Genomic DNA, 14,001 nt, shown 5'->3' with positions numbered 1-14,001 from the left:
TCGGCCGCATTGAACTTTACCCCCGGCCGGGGCCGATACGGAGCCGTATCATTCCTCGTGACAAGCGCGCCTGCAGGGGTTAAGGCTTATCCCAACAACGATATTTCGCCGGAGGTCGCCCGACCATGATTCCCAATGCGTACCGGATGTTCAATTTCGATCTCGGTGAAACCGCGGATGCCATTCGCGAAACCGTGTTTGCCTTTTCGAGCAAGGAGATCGCGCCGCGCGCGGCCGAAATCGACAAGAGCAACCAGTTTCCAAGGGATCTCTGGCCCAAGATCGGCGCGCTCGGCCTGCACGGCATTACCGTCGAGGAGGAATATGGCGGCACCGGGCTCGGCTATCTCGAGCATTGTATTGCGGTCGAGGAAATGTCGCGGGCATCAGCGGCGGTCGGGCTTTCGTACGGCGCGCATTCCAACCTCTGCGTCAACCAGATCCGCCGCAACGGCAACGACGCGCAGAAGCGCAAATATCTGCCGAAGCTGATCTCGGGCGAACATGTCGGATCATTGGCGATGTCGGAGCCGGATTCCGGCTCCGACGTGGTGTCGATGAAGACGCGCGCGGACAAGAAGGGCGATCGCTTCGTGCTGACCGGCAGCAAGATGTGGATTACCAACGGCCCGGTCGCCGATACGCTGGTGGTCTATGCCCGAACCGACGCCAATGCCGGCCCGCGCGGCATTACGGCGTTCATCATCGAGAAGGGCATGAAGGGATTTTCCACCGCGCAAAAGCTCGACAAGCTCGGCATGCGCGGCTCCGATACCTGCGAACTGGTGTTCGACAATTGCGAAGTGCCGGAAGAGAACGTGCTCAGCGAAGTCGGCCGCGGCGTCAACGTCCTGATGTCGGGCCTCGATTATGAACGCGCGGTGCTGGCCGCAGGTCCGATCGGCATCATGCAGGCCTGCATGGACGTGGTGCTGCCTTACGTGCATGAGCGCAAGCAGTTCGGCCAGCCGATCGGCACCTTCCAGCTTGTGCAGGGCAAGATCGCCGACATGTACACCACGATGAACGCCTCGCGCGCTTATGTGTATGCGGTGGCGAAAGCCTGCGACCGCGGCGAGACCACGCGCGAGGACGCCGCCGGCGCCATCCTCTATGCCGCCGAGAAGGCGACGCAATGCGCGCTCGACGCCATCCAGCTGCTCGGCGGCAATGGCTACATCAACGATTACCCGACCGGCAGGCTGTTGCGCGACGCCAAGCTCTACGAGATCGGCGCTGGAACCAGCGAAATCCGGCGTATGCTGATCGGGCGGGAGCTGTTCGACAAGTCGGCGTAAGTGAACCGGATCACACTCCAGTCGACAAATTGGTGTAAACCCGATTTGTTGCCCGCTGCCTCGGAGCTGCCCTGGAGTTGACCCGTGAACGAGATGAGTTGGACCCCGCTCGGGCCGCCATCGCTGCCGAAACCGCCGCCGATGCCGGTGGGGTTTTCCGGCAAGCGTGATGAATTCTTTCAACTGGTGAAGCGCGGCGCCGGGCTGGAATTGGTCACGCTCGGCTTCTACCGCTTCTGGCTCACCACCGACATCCGCCGCCATCTCTGGAGCAATACCCAGATCGACGGCGACGGCGCCGAATATACCGGGCGGGGCCGGGAATTGCTGATCGGGTTCCTGGTTGCCCTCGCGATCCTGGTGCCGATCTATCTGGCCTACTTTCTCGCCGGCCTCGAAGCCGAGCATTACAAGGCGTTCGCCAGCATTCCGCTGGTCGCCTTCTTCTATCTGTTCGGGCAGTTCGCGATCTTTCGCGCCCGCCGCTATCGCCTGACGCGCACGGTGTGGCGCGGCGTTCGGTTCTGGATGAGTGGTTCGGGCTGGATCTATGCCTTGCAGGCGTCGCTGTGGGGCCTGCTATCAATGGCGACCCTTGGCCTGGCGCTGCCCTGGCGCACGGCGGCGCTCGAGCGCTACAAGATGCGCCATTCATACTACGGCGATCTGCAGGGGAAGTTCGAGGGAAGCGGCTGGGAATTCTTCAAGCGCGGCTGGTGGCTGTGGTTGCTCGCGCCGATGGCATTCCTGATGCCGCTGTTCGCACCCTTCATCTACGGCGCGTTCAAGGCGGTCGAATGGCGCTGGTGGCTGTCCGGCATCCGGATCGGCGGCGTGCGCCTGGAATCGGAATTGCCGCGCAGCCGGCTGATCGGCCTGTACTGGAAGGTGGTCGGCTGGATCGTCGTGCTGGGTCTGGTTTTCTCGGTCTACCTCGCAGCTGCCACGGCGCTGGTTGCCAGCATGAGTGGCGAGGGAATTGGCGAGTTCTTCAAGTCGCAGGAAGCTTCTCAGAGCATCCTGTTGCTGGTGCTCGCAGGCTTCGGCTACCTGGTGTTCGCACTGGCGCTCAACGTCGTGATCCGCGTCTATCTGATGCGCGATCTCTGGGTGCGGGTGTTGGAATCGATCAACATCCACGGCATCGAGGCGGCCGCCAATGTTTCGGCAAGGGGTGAACTGGCCAATGCGCTTGGTGAAGGTTTTGCCGATGGCCTTGACGTGGCGGGCTTCTAGCTGATGACCGGTACCATCACGGATAGCGACGCTCCCGGTACCCCGAAATCGCCGCCTAGCGGTTCGGCGATCTATTTCGACGGCAAGTCGAACCAGCGTCGCCCGGTCACGCTGCACTTTGCTGACCGGCTTGAAATCCGCGACGGTGAAGCGACCGTTGCGACATGGGCCTATGCCGACATCCGCCGTGCCGACGGTCCCTCCGGCATGCTGCGCCTCAGTGCTCTGACCGCACCGGCGCTGGCGCGCCTGGAGGTTCGCGATGCCGCGGTCGCGGCCGACCTGGTCTCGCGCTGCGCAACTCTGGACGAGAACACGCCGGGCCGCCGCGGTGTCGCCGCGATCGTCGGCTGGTCGCTCGCCGCGACGGTTTCGATCATCGCGGTGGTATTGTTCGGCGTCCCGCTCGCCGCCGATCGCTTGGCGCCGCTGGTGCCGGAGGCCTTCGAACGGCGGCTCGGTGAGGCGGCCGAAAGTCAGGTCAAGACGATCTTCGACGCCAAGGTCTGCGACAATGCGGCCGGACAAAAAGCCTTCGTCAAGCTCATGACCGCGATACGTGAATCCGCCGGGATGGATACGTCGGTTCAGTCCAGCGTGCTGTCGTCGTCGGTGCCCAATGCCTTCGCGCTGCCGGGCGGCAGGGTTTACATGTTCAACGGCTTGCTGGCGAAGGCCGAGAACGCCGACGAGATCGCAGGCGTGCTGGCGCACGAACTCGGCCACCACAAGCATCGCGACAACATGCGGGGATTGATCCGCGACGGCGGCACAGCGTTTCTGGTCGGGTTGTTGTTCGGCGACATCACGGGCTCCAGCGCGCTGATCTTTGCTTCAAAGACGCTGGTCACCTCGTCCCATTCGCGCGAGGCCGAGCAGGATGCCGACGGCTTCTCGATCGACGTCATGCACCGGCTGGGCCGGCCGACCAAGCCGATGGGCGAACTGCTCGTCCGCGTCACCGGCAAGGGAGGCAAGGGCCTCTCCATCATCTCCAGCCATCCGATGAGCGAGGATCGGCTGGCGCGGATGACCCGGGAAGACCGGCCGGCCAGCAAACCGCCGCTGCTGACGCCGGAGGAATGGCAAGCGCTGAGATCGATCTGCGATTCCGACGGCAAGATCTGACGGCCAATTCGGCGGGTCTGGTTATCGTCGCGCGCTTTTGCGCGACCGTGGCGCGGCCTCCGGCGCGGGCAGGGCAACGGTCGGCTTCAAATCCCACACCGCCTGCATGGCCGAGAACGCGTGCGAGATCACCGGTTCGTGCCGCCGCGATGTCAGGCAGGCAAAGCTGAGGTCGCAGGTCACCGTCACCTTGTCGGCGATCACGAAGTTCCGCTTGCGGGTGATGCGATCGAGGGTGCAGTCGCGCGCGAGGCTGAGGCAGATGCCGGATTCGACGAAGTCGATCATGGCCTCTTCCTGGTCGGCATAGGCCACGCGCTTCGGCAGCGAGCCCATGGGACGGAAGATATTGTCGAGCAGGCGCCGATGCGCCGAGTGCGGCGGCGTTGCGAGCCACGGCAGGCCGATCAGGTCGGGCCAGTCCTTGCCGATCACCCGGTCGCTCCATTCCGCCGGGGCAATCACCCGGTACGGGTAGCTCATCAGCGGCGCGAGCTGGTACTTTCCGTCGTCGATGTGGCGCTCGGAGAAGCTCGGGAACGGCGGGGATTCGGCAGGCGTCGCGTCGACAAAATATCCGACGTCGAGGTCGCCTCTGCCGATCTGCGCCAGCACGTCGTCGCTCATGCCGTAGCGCAGGAAGACTTCGGTCTGTTTCAAGGACGTGGCGAGGCTCCGCACGAAAGGTCCGAGCCGGATGAACTCGGGATCCAGGATCGTGCCGACCCGAAGCGATCCCCGTACCGACTCGCGCAGGGAATCCGCCATCGTCTTGAAGTCCGACGAGGCCGATATCGCCTTGTGCGCCAGCGGCAACAGGGCGGCGCCGGCTTCGGTCAGGGTAAAGCCGCCCGGTGTTCGGTTGAAAAGCAGCAGGCCGGTACTTTCCTCCAGCCCTTTTAGCTGCAAACTGACGGCCGGCTGGGTCAGGTTCAGCAAGCTGGCCGCGCGCGACACAACGCCCTCGCGCGCCACGGTGATGAAGCAGCGCAGGGCCTGGGTACGGGGGAGGTCATTCATTTGAAAAGCTTATACACGATTTCCTTTATCTCATTAGACAAGATTTGCTCCTGCAAGTCACAAGTTTTCGAAGGCGAAACCCTGCGTTGTCACCGGCCGGAACCTGGATCATGGCGCTTGCCGGCAATTGCGGGGGACAGAATGAAGAAACTCGCTGAAATGATGTGGTGGCCCTGGTTGCGCCGTTGTGCCGATTCCGCCCGAAGTGGCGCAGTCGCCGCCTTTGCTGTCCTCCTGGCAGGCGTATGTTCGCCGGCGTCGGCCGACGGCTATCCCGAACGGCCGGTTCAGCTGGTAGTGCCCGCCGGGCCAGGCAGCAGCACCGACACCATCATGCGGTCGCTGGCCCAGGTCGCAGCGCCGATGCTCGGCCAGCCGATCGTGATCCTGAACAAGCCCGGCGCCAGCGGCACCATCGGCGTCGGCTTTGTGACGAAGTCCGAGCCGGACGGCTACACCATCGGCGGGGTGCCGAGTGGCGCCATCACCATGGCCCCGCATGTCGCTGCGCAAAGCTTCCAGCAGGCCGACTACCGCATTGTTGCGATGATCACGCAGGCCGCCGGCGTGCTCTGCGTCCACCCGGATTTTCCGGCGAAGAACGCAAGCGAGTTCCTCGCCGAGCTAAAGAACAACCCCGACAAATATACCTATGGTTCGGACGGCGTCGGCGCCTTCGTGCAGTTTTCGACCGCACGGATTTTTCAACCCCAGGGCATCCGCCAGCGGATCATCCCCTTCACCGGCGCCGACCAGACGGTAACGGCCTTCCTTGCGCGCACCATCGACATCTATGGCGGCGCCATCGCCTCGATCGCGCAATTTGTCGCCGAAGGAAAAGCAAAGTGCCTGCTGCTGACCACGGCGCGGCGCTTTCCGACGCTGCCCGACGTCGAGAGCCTTGATGACGTCAAGATGGCGCCATCCCAGACATTGCTGTGGCGCGCGGTCATCGCGCCGCGCGACATCCCGCAGGACCGCTTTGAAAAGCTGCGCGACGTTCTGACCCGGGCGGCGCAAAGCCCCGAATTCAAGGCGATGGCGGCCAAGCGCGGCGAGGAGGTCTGGACGATCAGCGCCGAAGACGCCGCCAAATACGCGCAAAGCGAATTCGTCCAGATGGAGCAGCTCGCCAGAGAGCTGCGCCTGAAACCGAACTGACGGGAGCGCCGCCATGCCGACCGTCAGAGCCGGCGACGGGACACCGTTGCACTACGCGGTTCACGACTACACCGACCGCTGGCGCAAGGCAGAGACCATCATCCTGATCCACGGCTTCGCCCGCTCGGGCGAGTTCTGGTTCAACATGGTGCCGTATCTGGCGCGGTTCTACCGCGTGATCTGTCCGGACTTGCGCGGGCTCGGACAATCGACGCCGCTGAACGATCCGGCGCACGCGCTCGCGCTCGCTGCCTACATCCGGGACATCGAGGCGGTGGCCGATCACGCGGGCGCTTCGAATTTCCATCTGGTCGGCGAGGCGATCGGCGGCGCCATCACGCTGATTTTCGCCGCCGAGCGGCCGCAGCGCCTGCGTACGCTGTCGGTGCTGGCGCCGGCGGTGTGGGCCAATGACTGGATCCGCAACGCCTATGCGGTCGGCTTTCCAAGCTGGGTCGAGGCCATCAGGGCGCTCGGCGTCGAGGGCTGGGTGCGCAAGTCGAACACGCTGGCGCGGTTTCCCGCCGGTTTCGATCCCGCCTTCATGGATTGGTACGCCCGGGAAGTCGGGAAGGCCGACGTCGAAATCGTCGCGGCGATGGTCGAGTTCGCCGGCTCCGTCGACGCCAGACCTTACCTGCAGAAGATCACGGCTCCGACGCTCGCACTCTATCCGACCGGCAGCAATATCTCCTCATCCGATCAGGAAGCCGCGCTGCGCGACAACATCGCCTCGGTGCGCGTGACGCATCTGGGCACACCCTACGCGATGCTCGGGATGCTGCAGCCGCGGGCCTGCGCCGAACACATCCTGAGTTTTGCGGCAGATCATGACGGGATCGTTTGCCGGGAATAGCAGTTTCGCCAAGGAAACCGTTCGAACTGAACGAGGACCGGAGGCAGTGCCGCAACGAGGTCGCGGTGAACGGGCTAGCCCGTATTCCTGACCGCGTCAGCAAGCATCGCGTAAAGCTGGCTCTTGCTGAATTCCTTGGGTTGTCTCCCTACTGTCTTCCGCGACACCTTCTTTGCCACCGGGCGGGCACAGGCGGCCAATAACGCCGGCCTTCGTTTCGGGACCGGCCTTATCTTGGGTTTTGCCGTTGGCGACTTGTGACCACGCTTCAGGCCCAAACGAGTTAGCCTGCCGCAGACCGCGTTACGGCTACACTCGAGATGACGCGCGATCTGGCTGGCGCTCTGTCCAGCGGCCCAGAGTTTTTTGAGCAGTGCTACGTCTTTCGCATCCCAACTCATGGGAGATACTCTACGCCGGCTGCCAGCGACAGGCCAGTCTAGTCGTCGTCCGGCTCGCGCACGACCGCCGGTTCGTCGGCATTGTCCTCTTCCTCTTCGTCCTCTTCGTCCTCTTCGTCTTCATCAGGATCTCGGGGCGGCACCGCGCTGTCCATGGTCACGAAGGGACTGCAGTGGATCAACCTGGTGGAAAGCTCCTCTGGGATCTGTTGCTTCATATTGTTGCTCCTCGGTGCGGGCCCCAGGGATTATGCCCCCTCTGCTCAGTTTCCGAATGAGGGTTTGCGCCAACACACCGTCTGCGGGCGCGGACATTCGTTTCGAGTTGCATTGGCGATCAGCCCACGCTCGGCCTGACAAGGCCGCACCACGCTCATAGCCGCCGACATCTTGTTGGCTTCGTGGTGCAAGCGGCACCGTGCATCCCGGAATTTGGTAGTCAAGCTTAGCCGATCTCACGCCCCGAATCGATCCCTACTCCGTAGTAATCGGCTCGGCCCGCCGATCTGAATTTCTGAGTAAGCTCACCTGCCCGCTGGAAGGCCTTCGTCGTATCGCTCGCCGTGAGCGCCACGGTAGTTGTTATGTCCGAAAGGCTTCCGCCAGCCGCGGCGGCGAGCACCGCTGAAATCATCGTGGGCTCATCCGGTGCTTCAGCTATGATCAGCCAATCGTAGGGCCCCAAAGTCAGATACCAACTGATCAGCCGACCACCGGCGGCCGCAAACAACTCGGCGACCGCCTCGGAACGGTCCTCCGGTTTCGCAGACATCCCTTTGATGGCCGCGGCGGTGTAACGATCTTGAGAAACGTAAATCGTCATGCTGGTCTCCTCCGCTTTCGCTGGTTACGATCGACGTCGTCCGGCACGCCGCTGCAGTTCTGAGCGCTACCTCAATGCGCGCTGAAGGTGAGGCCGGCGCGCTCGCTCAGGCGCTTGCGCAATGCCGGCCCCATCAGCGCGCCCGGCGTCCAGATGCCACCCTCGCCCTGCACGTCGCGCACGAGACAGAGAGCGCTCTCGGCGATCATCTTGCTGGTCGAGCCGTAGCCCGGATCGCGGTCGCCCGTGACTACCGCTTCGACCCGTCCACCATCCGGCAGCTCGCCCAGGAACAGGATGTCGTAGAGGCCCTTCTCGCGCGCTTCCCGGGTCGGGCCTGCGCCGGGTTTGAGACCGCCGGTCGCGACCAGGGAAATCATCGTGGCGAACGTCTCCGTCGTCACGCGGGCGAGTTCCCCAAATCCCGGCGCGACCATCATCTCGTCGTAAACGAAGTCCTTGCCATAGGGATGACCCAGCAGGAAATTCGTGCGGTGCACGTTCTTGGTGTTGATCGGCGCCATGGGGAACGGCACGAGCAACACGTTCATGCGCGGGTCGAATTCGGGGACGAGGCCCGACGGCTGAGACGGCCCGGTGAACCCCGGCGTCAACGCGAAGGGATCGTTCAGCAGCCGGATCAGGGCCGGGTCGCGCGCGGCGGCGGCCAACGTCGCCCGAGCGCTCGCTGCGGTGCCGCCAGACATGCCGCCTCTCACGTTGCGCAGGCGGGCTTTAACCCGGCGCGCCGGCCGCCCGAATTTCTCGCGCGCCTTCTCCTGCAACGTGAGCACGCCGAGATCGAACGGGATGGAATCGAAGCCGCAGGAAAAGACGATGCGCGCCCCGGTCCGTTTCGCCTCTTCGTGATGGGCGTCGATCATGCGCCGCATCCAGGCAGGTTCGCCGCACAGATCAACGTAGGCCGTGCCCGTGGCCGCGCAGGCCGCCACAAGCTCGGGACCGTGGAGCTGATAAGGCCCGACCGTCGTGATAATCACGGTCGCACGCTCGCACATCGAACGTAGGCTGGCCGGCTCAGCGGCATCCGCCTTCACCAGAGGCAAACTGTCCGGTGCGCCGATGTCGGCACGCACCTTCTGGAGCTTGTCGGTCGAGCGTCCCGCAATCGCCCAGGACGGAGCATCGTCGCCGCGATAGGATGCCGCCAGATATTCGGCGATGAGACGGCCGGTGTAACCCGTCGCACCATAGACGATGAGGTCGAAGTCCCGCTTCACGACGTTGGTCCTCCTGGAGATCCGGGAGAGCTATCTTCTGATCCGTTTGCAATCGCAGGGCACGAGGACGCTCAGCACGAGCAGCAAACCGTCCCATCGCGTTTGACGGAGGATACCACAGTTCCTGCCTTTGGGGGTGCGCAACGTCCGTTGGGGGCAATGCGGAAGTTGGGCCTCGTGACAGGGATGGCCTCTTGCCCTTCAGGAGCAGACATCGATAGGCCATCGCGGCAGATCTGCTTTGTGACCACAAGCAGGCACTGCACCACAGCAAACAACCCCGCTATTCAAGCACCTGGTCGGCGCGGGCGAGCAGCGCTGGAGGCATGATAACGCCAAGCGCCTTCGCGGTCCTCAAATTGATCACTAGCTCGAACCTGGTCGGTTGTTCGATCGGCAGGTCGGCAGGCTTTGCACCCTTGAAAATCTTGTCGACGAAGGCGGCGGATCGACGAAATCCATCTCGTAAATCAATCCCATACGTCAGAAGAAAACCCGTCTCGGCATACTCTCTTGCGGCAGCGACTGCCGGCAGCCGATCTCTGATGGCCATGACGCCAATCTGTCCACGAAAGTTGAAGAGCACGCCATCGCTCAGTACGACGAGCGCCTGCGTGCGCTCCTTCACCATCGTCGCGAACGCTTGTTCGAGTGCGTCCAGCCCGCGTGCTTCAGCCGGGACAAGGGTCAAGCCCAGCGCCGGGGCAGCCTCCTGCATCGACGACAGCCGGGCGGGATTGGGCGAAAAGTCCGGATTCCACAGAACGCCCACGCGCGAGACGTTCGGCAGTGTGTCCTTCACCAACTCGAGCCGCTTGACATGTTGCTCGCCGCCCGTGTCCTGAGCGATCCCGGTCACGTTCCCGCCGGGGCGCGCCAGACTGGCGACAAGCCCGGCACTAACTGGATCGGCACTGCTGGCCACGACGATCGGGATCGTCGTGGTCACCTTCATGACGGCAACCGTATTCGTATTGTTCCCTGCAACGATGACGTCGACACCGAGTCTGACCAGGTCTGTGGCGAGCGCGGATAGCCGTCCCATCTCGCCATCGGCAAAGCGATACTCGATAGCGACATTCTCGCCAACGCGGTAGCCGAGGCTCCGCAGGCCCTCTTCGAACGCCTTCATAAGATGGAGCGAACGTTCCCGGGAGGTGGTTGCGAAGTAACCCACCCGGTAGACCCGCCCTGCGGGCTGCTGCGCGCGCGCGGCCAGCGGCCAAGCTGCCGCCGCACCTCCCAGCAGCGTGATGAACTCGCGTCGACGCATGCATCCCCCAAGAACACATCTCGTCCCGGGCCTAAAGCCTAGCACTTTGCGGATGCGCTGCGAGTGAGAAATGGCGCCCGGCCGATCAGGCTGTCTCAATTGGGGCATTCGCGTCGGTTGGCCACGACCACCGCTCTTCCCCTCGAAGCGGACCTCGCAACGGCGGCGTCGGGAAGGATAGGGAAGCTAACGGAGGTCAACGCCGCGATCGTGATGGATATCACTCCGGCAGATTATTCACCTTGCGCACCCATGCACGGACGTCGGCGAGCACGTCGGGCAATATCGCCCTGACGTCCTGCACGGTCATGCCGGCCTTGATCCGGGGATCGTACAGCAGGTTGAGCAGGTACTGGTCGTAGACGCCGAAATATCCCATCGACACATTGTCGTTGAACATGGTCCAGGGCACGGTCGGGGTGTCGTTGATCGGGCCGAGCGATTGCAGCAATTCCTCATAGGCGCAATCGAAGAAGACGAAGTCGCCATTGTCGACGGTGAGGATCACGTCGGAATGCTCGATCTCGAACTTTTCGTTCTTGCGGAAGCCGCTCAGGCATTGCGGGTCGAGCGAGGAGCGAATCTCGCGCGCCCGTTCGCTGCCGTAGAAGGTTATGATGGTGCGGTTGAGGTCGCGGTCCCGCACCAGTTTGACCAGCACATTGGCATCATCGTTGTTCGCGGCCATCGCGATATCGAGGTGCTGGACCCGTGTGGCGATGTCGGCGACGATCTTCGCGAGCTGGGCCTTGCGGTCGGCGCGGGTGCCGTCGGCGAACACCCGCACCGGTGCCTCGTATTTCCGGATGCGGTCGACGCGGCCGGCAAGGTGATACTCGGCGCCGAAGGCGATCTTGAAGAAGCCTTCGATGATCTCGCTGTCCGTGAAAATCTTCTTCTGGGCGCGCTGACGCTGGGCGACGGAGGGATCCCCGGCCAATGCCGCGGCGGGCAGCAACACTTCGCCGAGGGCTACGGCCGCCAGAGCGGCTGCGAGCATTCGCGGGAATCGAGGCCGGCCAATTGCGCTCATTGTGGCTCGACGCTGCCGCAATCGGCGCGTGCGCGCAAGACTTGTTCACGCCAGGCGAGGCTGGTTCAGGTCAACAAGTCTTGTTCGCGCGTCAACGCAGACGCTGCCGGTTCCCTGACGTTGGGATGCGGCTAGTTCTTGACGATCACCGGGGTGCCGACCGAGACGCGGCTATAGAGATCGGTCACATCGTCGTTGGTCATGCGGAAGCAGCCGGACGATACCGCCTGTCCGATGGTCTCGGGCTCGTTCGATCCGTGGATGCGGTAGAGCGTCGATCCCAGATACATCGCGCGGGCGCCGAGCGGATTGTCGATGCCGCCTTTCATGTGCCGCGGCAGATCGGGCCGCCGCGCCAGCATCTGCGACGGCGGGGTCCAGCTCGGCCATTCCTTTTTCGCCGTGATGCGGTGGGTTCCGCTCCAGCGGAAGCCGTCGCGGCCGACGCCGATGCCGTAACGCAGCGCCTGGCCGTTGCCGACCACGAGATAGAGCCGGCGCTCGGCGGTGTTGATGTAGATCGTGCCCGGGGCATAACCGCCCGAGAAGTTGACCGTCTGCCGCGGGATCGGGCTCGATCCGCCACCTCGGAAATCGGGACCGCCGCCGAAGAGGCCGCGCGAGTCGAAGAAGCCCCCGAAATCCTGGGCTTGCGCGTGACCGACACCGGCCAGCACCGTCAATGCCGCAAATAACAAAGCCAAAACCCGGGTCATTTTCTTCCTCGTGAAAAATCAGAATATGCAGCGAGACAGGCCATAACTGCCGCGATTTCGCAAGCAAAGAGCCCGTGAGCGCGCCATTTTCGGACACGGCGGTTAAAAAAGGCAACACATCGGAGGCGATGGCTGCATTGTCGGCTAAACCTTTGACGAAACGGGTGAACAATGATTGATCTTGAGCCGTCTTGAGAACAATCGCGAACGGGGGCGAGACCATGAACGGTGCGGAAAGTCTGGTGCGGACATTGGTCGCAGGCGGCGTCGACGTCTGCTTCACCAACCCCGGCACGTCGGAGATGCATTTTGTCGCCGCACTGGACCGGGTCGAGGGCATGCGTTGCGTGCTGGGCCTGTTCGAGGGCGTGGTGACGGGGGCCGCCGACGGCTATTTCCGCATGAAGGGCACCCCGGCCTCGACGCTGCTGCATCTTGGCCCCGGGCTCGCCAACGGTCTTGCCAATCTGCACAACGCCAAGAAGGCCAATTCCGGCATCGTCAACATCGTCGGCCAGCATGCCACCTACCACATCGAATACAATGCGCCGCTGACCTCCGATATCGAGGGCCTGGCACGACCGATGTCGTCCTGGGTTCGGACTTCGCCGGACGCGAAATCGGTCGCCCGTGACGGTGCTGCCGCCATCGCCGCGGCGAGCGGTGCGCCGCCGCAGATCGCAACCCTGATCCTGCCGGCCGACACCGCGTGGAACGAAGCCGATGGCGTGGCCGAAGTCCCGCTGGAATCGCAGCGTCAAAGCTACTCCCCGCAGGCCGTCGAGAAGGCGGCAAAGGTGCTGCGCGGAGGCGAACAGACCTTGCTGTTGATGACCGGCAGCGCGGTGACGGAGAAGGGACTGGCGCTGGCCGCGCAAATCGCCGGCAAGACCGGCTGCAGGGTGATGGGCCCGCTGGCCAGTCCACGAATGGCGCGCGGCCGCGGGCGTTTTTCGATCGATCGGGTGCCTTACGTGATCGAAGCGGCGCAAGCGGCGCTGAAGGGTTTTCGGCACATCGTGCTGGTCGAAGCCAACGATCCCGTGGCGTTTTTCGCCTATCCGAACAAGCCCAGCTTGCTGAAGCCTGAGGGCTGCGAGGTCCATCGCATGACGTCGAGCGGGGAGAATTCGGTCGCGGCGCTGGAGGCGCTGGCGTCTGCGCTGGGCGCCAAGCCGGCGGACGTGAAGCCGCAGACCCAGGTCGAACTCGTCAAGCCGACCGGCGCCCTGAGCCATGCGTCAATTGCCCAGGCGATCGCCATGGCTATTCCGGACAATGCTATCGTCGTCGACGAATCCGTCACCACAGGGCGAGCATTCTTTCCGGTGATGGCGGCCGGCGCCCCGCACGACTGGATCCAGAATCTGGGCGGCTCGATCGGATACTCGACGCCGGTCGCGACCGGAGCCGCGATCGCCTGCCCGGACCGCAAGGTGATCTGCATGGTCGGCGACGGCAGCGCGATGTACACGCTGCAATCGCTGTGGACGCAGGCGCGCGAAGGCCTCAACGTCGTCACGATCGTGTTCGCTAATCGCATCTACCAGATATTGCGTGGCGAATTCGACGGCGTCGGCGCCGGCGAGCCGGGACAGCGTGCGCTCGACATGCTCAAGATCGACCGCCCGACAATCGACTTCGTCGCGCTCGGCAAGGGCATGGGCGTGCCCGGCCGGGCGGTCGACAATGTCGACGATTTCGTCAAGGCGCTGGCGGAAGCCGTCGCCGAGCCGGGGCCGCGGTTGATCGAAGTGCAGATGTGACGGCGTAGCCGTCATCCCGGGGCGCGAAGCGAACCTCAGGTGCGCAATT

Annotated in this window: 14 protein-coding genes; 6 read left to right on the top strand and 8 right to left on the bottom strand. The window is 63.7% G+C overall.

Going from position 1 to position 14,001, the window contains the following annotated elements:
* The first annotated feature begins 125 nt into the window (after positions 1-125).
* From JQ558_RS19820 to JQ558_RS19810, 3 genes are all read left to right on the top strand, one after another.
* A complete protein-coding gene (locus JQ558_RS19820) occupies positions 126-1,298 on the top strand; it encodes an isovaleryl-CoA dehydrogenase (RefSeq protein ID WP_192736591.1) in 1,173 nt (390 codons plus the stop codon).
* 84 nt (positions 1,299-1,382) lie between these two features.
* Positions 1,383-2,534, top strand: a complete 1,152-nt coding sequence (locus tag JQ558_RS19815; protein WP_312014756.1) for a DUF898 family protein — start codon at positions 1,383-1,385, stop codon at positions 2,532-2,534.
* A 3-nt stretch (positions 2,535-2,537) separates the two neighbouring features.
* Positions 2,538-3,662 carry a M48 family metallopeptidase gene (locus JQ558_RS19810; RefSeq protein ID WP_212294629.1) on the top strand — a complete coding sequence of 375 codons (1,125 nt, stop codon included), beginning with the start codon at positions 2,538-2,540 and terminating at the stop codon, positions 3,660-3,662.
* Between the two features lie 21 nt (positions 3,663-3,683).
* Here JQ558_RS19810 and JQ558_RS19805 read toward each other — a convergent pair whose 3' ends face one another.
* On the bottom strand, positions 3,684-4,682 hold the full coding sequence (locus JQ558_RS19805) for a LysR family transcriptional regulator (protein WP_212294628.1): 999 nt from the start codon (positions 4,680-4,682) through the stop codon (positions 3,684-3,686).
* Between the two features lie 141 nt (positions 4,683-4,823).
* On the opposite strand from JQ558_RS19805, the gene JQ558_RS19800 reads away from it, so the two are divergent.
* Together JQ558_RS19800 and JQ558_RS19795 are read left to right on the top strand one after the other, a co-directional pair.
* Positions 4,824-5,843 carry a tripartite tricarboxylate transporter substrate binding protein gene (locus JQ558_RS19800; RefSeq protein ID WP_212294627.1) on the top strand — a complete coding sequence of 340 codons (1,020 nt, stop codon included), beginning with the start codon at positions 4,824-4,826 and terminating at the stop codon, positions 5,841-5,843.
* Positions 5,844-5,856: 13 nt separating this feature from the next.
* On the top strand, positions 5,857-6,699 hold the full coding sequence (locus JQ558_RS19795) for an alpha/beta fold hydrolase (protein WP_212211887.1): 843 nt from the start codon (positions 5,857-5,859) through the stop codon (positions 6,697-6,699).
* A gap of 74 nt (positions 6,700-6,773) precedes the next feature.
* Here the strand turns inward: JQ558_RS19795 and JQ558_RS19790 are convergent, their stop codons facing one another.
* The 7 genes from JQ558_RS19790 to JQ558_RS19760 all read right to left on the bottom strand — a co-directional run bounded on the left by JQ558_RS19790 (position 6,774) and on the right by JQ558_RS19760 (position 12,186).
* Positions 6,774-7,100: a GcrA family cell cycle regulator gene (locus tag JQ558_RS19790; protein WP_212294626.1), complete on the bottom strand. Its 327-nt coding sequence runs from the start codon at positions 7,098-7,100 to the stop codon at positions 6,774-6,776.
* A gap of 38 nt (positions 7,101-7,138) precedes the next feature.
* Positions 7,139-7,318, bottom strand: coding sequence for a hypothetical protein (locus JQ558_RS19785; protein ID WP_212211882.1), 180 nt, complete (start codon positions 7,316-7,318; stop codon positions 7,139-7,141).
* A gap of 227 nt (positions 7,319-7,545) precedes the next feature.
* The gene (locus JQ558_RS19780) at positions 7,546-7,923 is read right to left on the bottom strand and encodes a GYD domain-containing protein (RefSeq protein ID WP_212294625.1); all 378 of its coding nucleotides are present in this window, start codon (positions 7,921-7,923) and stop codon (positions 7,546-7,548) included.
* A 71-nt stretch (positions 7,924-7,994) separates the two neighbouring features.
* Entirely contained in the window at positions 7,995-9,164 is a 1,170-nt protein-coding gene (locus JQ558_RS19775; protein WP_212294624.1) for a trans-acting enoyl reductase family protein, read from the bottom strand.
* Positions 9,165-9,447: 283 nt separating this feature from the next.
* Complete coding sequence (locus tag JQ558_RS19770; protein WP_212294623.1) at positions 9,448-10,437, bottom strand: ABC transporter substrate-binding protein; 990 nt, start codon at positions 10,435-10,437, stop codon at positions 9,448-9,450.
* A 220-nt stretch (positions 10,438-10,657) separates the two neighbouring features.
* Positions 10,658-11,437: a DUF2927 domain-containing protein gene (locus JQ558_RS19765; protein ID WP_249119416.1), complete on the bottom strand. Its 780-nt coding sequence runs from the start codon at positions 11,435-11,437 to the stop codon at positions 10,658-10,660.
* Between the two features lie 164 nt (positions 11,438-11,601).
* Positions 11,602-12,186 (bottom strand): L,D-transpeptidase, encoded by a 585-nt coding sequence (locus JQ558_RS19760; protein WP_212211872.1) that lies wholly within the window; start codon positions 12,184-12,186, stop codon positions 11,602-11,604.
* Positions 12,187-12,407: 221 nt separating this feature from the next.
* On the opposite strand from JQ558_RS19760, the gene JQ558_RS19755 reads away from it, so the two are divergent.
* A complete protein-coding gene (locus tag JQ558_RS19755) occupies positions 12,408-13,952 on the top strand; it encodes an acetolactate synthase large subunit (RefSeq protein ID WP_212294622.1) in 1,545 nt (514 codons plus the stop codon).
* The last annotated feature ends 49 nt before the right edge of the window (positions 13,953-14,001 follow it).

This window comes from Bradyrhizobium sp. AUGA SZCCT0160 (assembly GCF_018130105.1).
In the GTDB taxonomy this organism is placed as follows: domain Bacteria; phylum Pseudomonadota; class Alphaproteobacteria; order Rhizobiales; family Xanthobacteraceae; genus Bradyrhizobium.
The sequence above is the reverse complement of the archived record's forward strand: the minus strand, read 5'-3'. Positions and strand labels throughout refer to the sequence as shown.

Excerpts from the sequence above, each read along its gene's own strand:
- JQ558_RS19800 (WP_212294627.1), top strand. The coding sequence starts at position 4,824 with ATGAAGAAACTCGCTGAAATGATGTGGTGGCCCTGGTTGCGCCGTTGT.
- JQ558_RS19805 (WP_212294628.1), bottom strand. The coding sequence starts at position 4,682 with ATGAATGACCTCCCCCGTACCCAGGCCCTGCGCTGCTTCATCACCGTG.
- JQ558_RS19765 (WP_249119416.1), bottom strand. The coding sequence starts at position 11,437 with ATGCTCGCAGCCGCTCTGGCGGCCGTAGCCCTCGGCGAAGTGTTGCTG.
- JQ558_RS19795 (WP_212211887.1), top strand. The coding sequence starts at position 5,857 with ATGCCGACCGTCAGAGCCGGCGACGGGACACCGTTGCACTACGCGGTT.
- JQ558_RS19790 (WP_212294626.1), bottom strand. The coding sequence starts at position 7,100 with ATGAGTTGGGATGCGAAAGACGTAGCACTGCTCAAAAAACTCTGGGCC.
- JQ558_RS19755 (WP_212294622.1), top strand. The coding sequence starts at position 12,408 with ATGAACGGTGCGGAAAGTCTGGTGCGGACATTGGTCGCAGGCGGCGTC.
- JQ558_RS19760 (WP_212211872.1), bottom strand. The coding sequence starts at position 12,186 with ATGACCCGGGTTTTGGCTTTGTTATTTGCGGCATTGACGGTGCTGGCC.
- JQ558_RS19770 (WP_212294623.1), bottom strand. The coding sequence starts at position 10,437 with ATGCGTCGACGCGAGTTCATCACGCTGCTGGGAGGTGCGGCGGCAGCT.
- JQ558_RS19820 (WP_192736591.1), top strand. The coding sequence starts at position 126 with ATGATTCCCAATGCGTACCGGATGTTCAATTTCGATCTCGGTGAAACC.
- JQ558_RS19785 (WP_212211882.1), bottom strand. The coding sequence starts at position 7,318 with ATGAAGCAACAGATCCCAGAGGAGCTTTCCACCAGGTTGATCCACTGC.
- JQ558_RS19810 (WP_212294629.1), top strand. The coding sequence starts at position 2,538 with ATGACCGGTACCATCACGGATAGCGACGCTCCCGGTACCCCGAAATCG.
- JQ558_RS19780 (WP_212294625.1), bottom strand. The coding sequence starts at position 7,923 with ATGACGATTTACGTTTCTCAAGATCGTTACACCGCCGCGGCCATCAAA.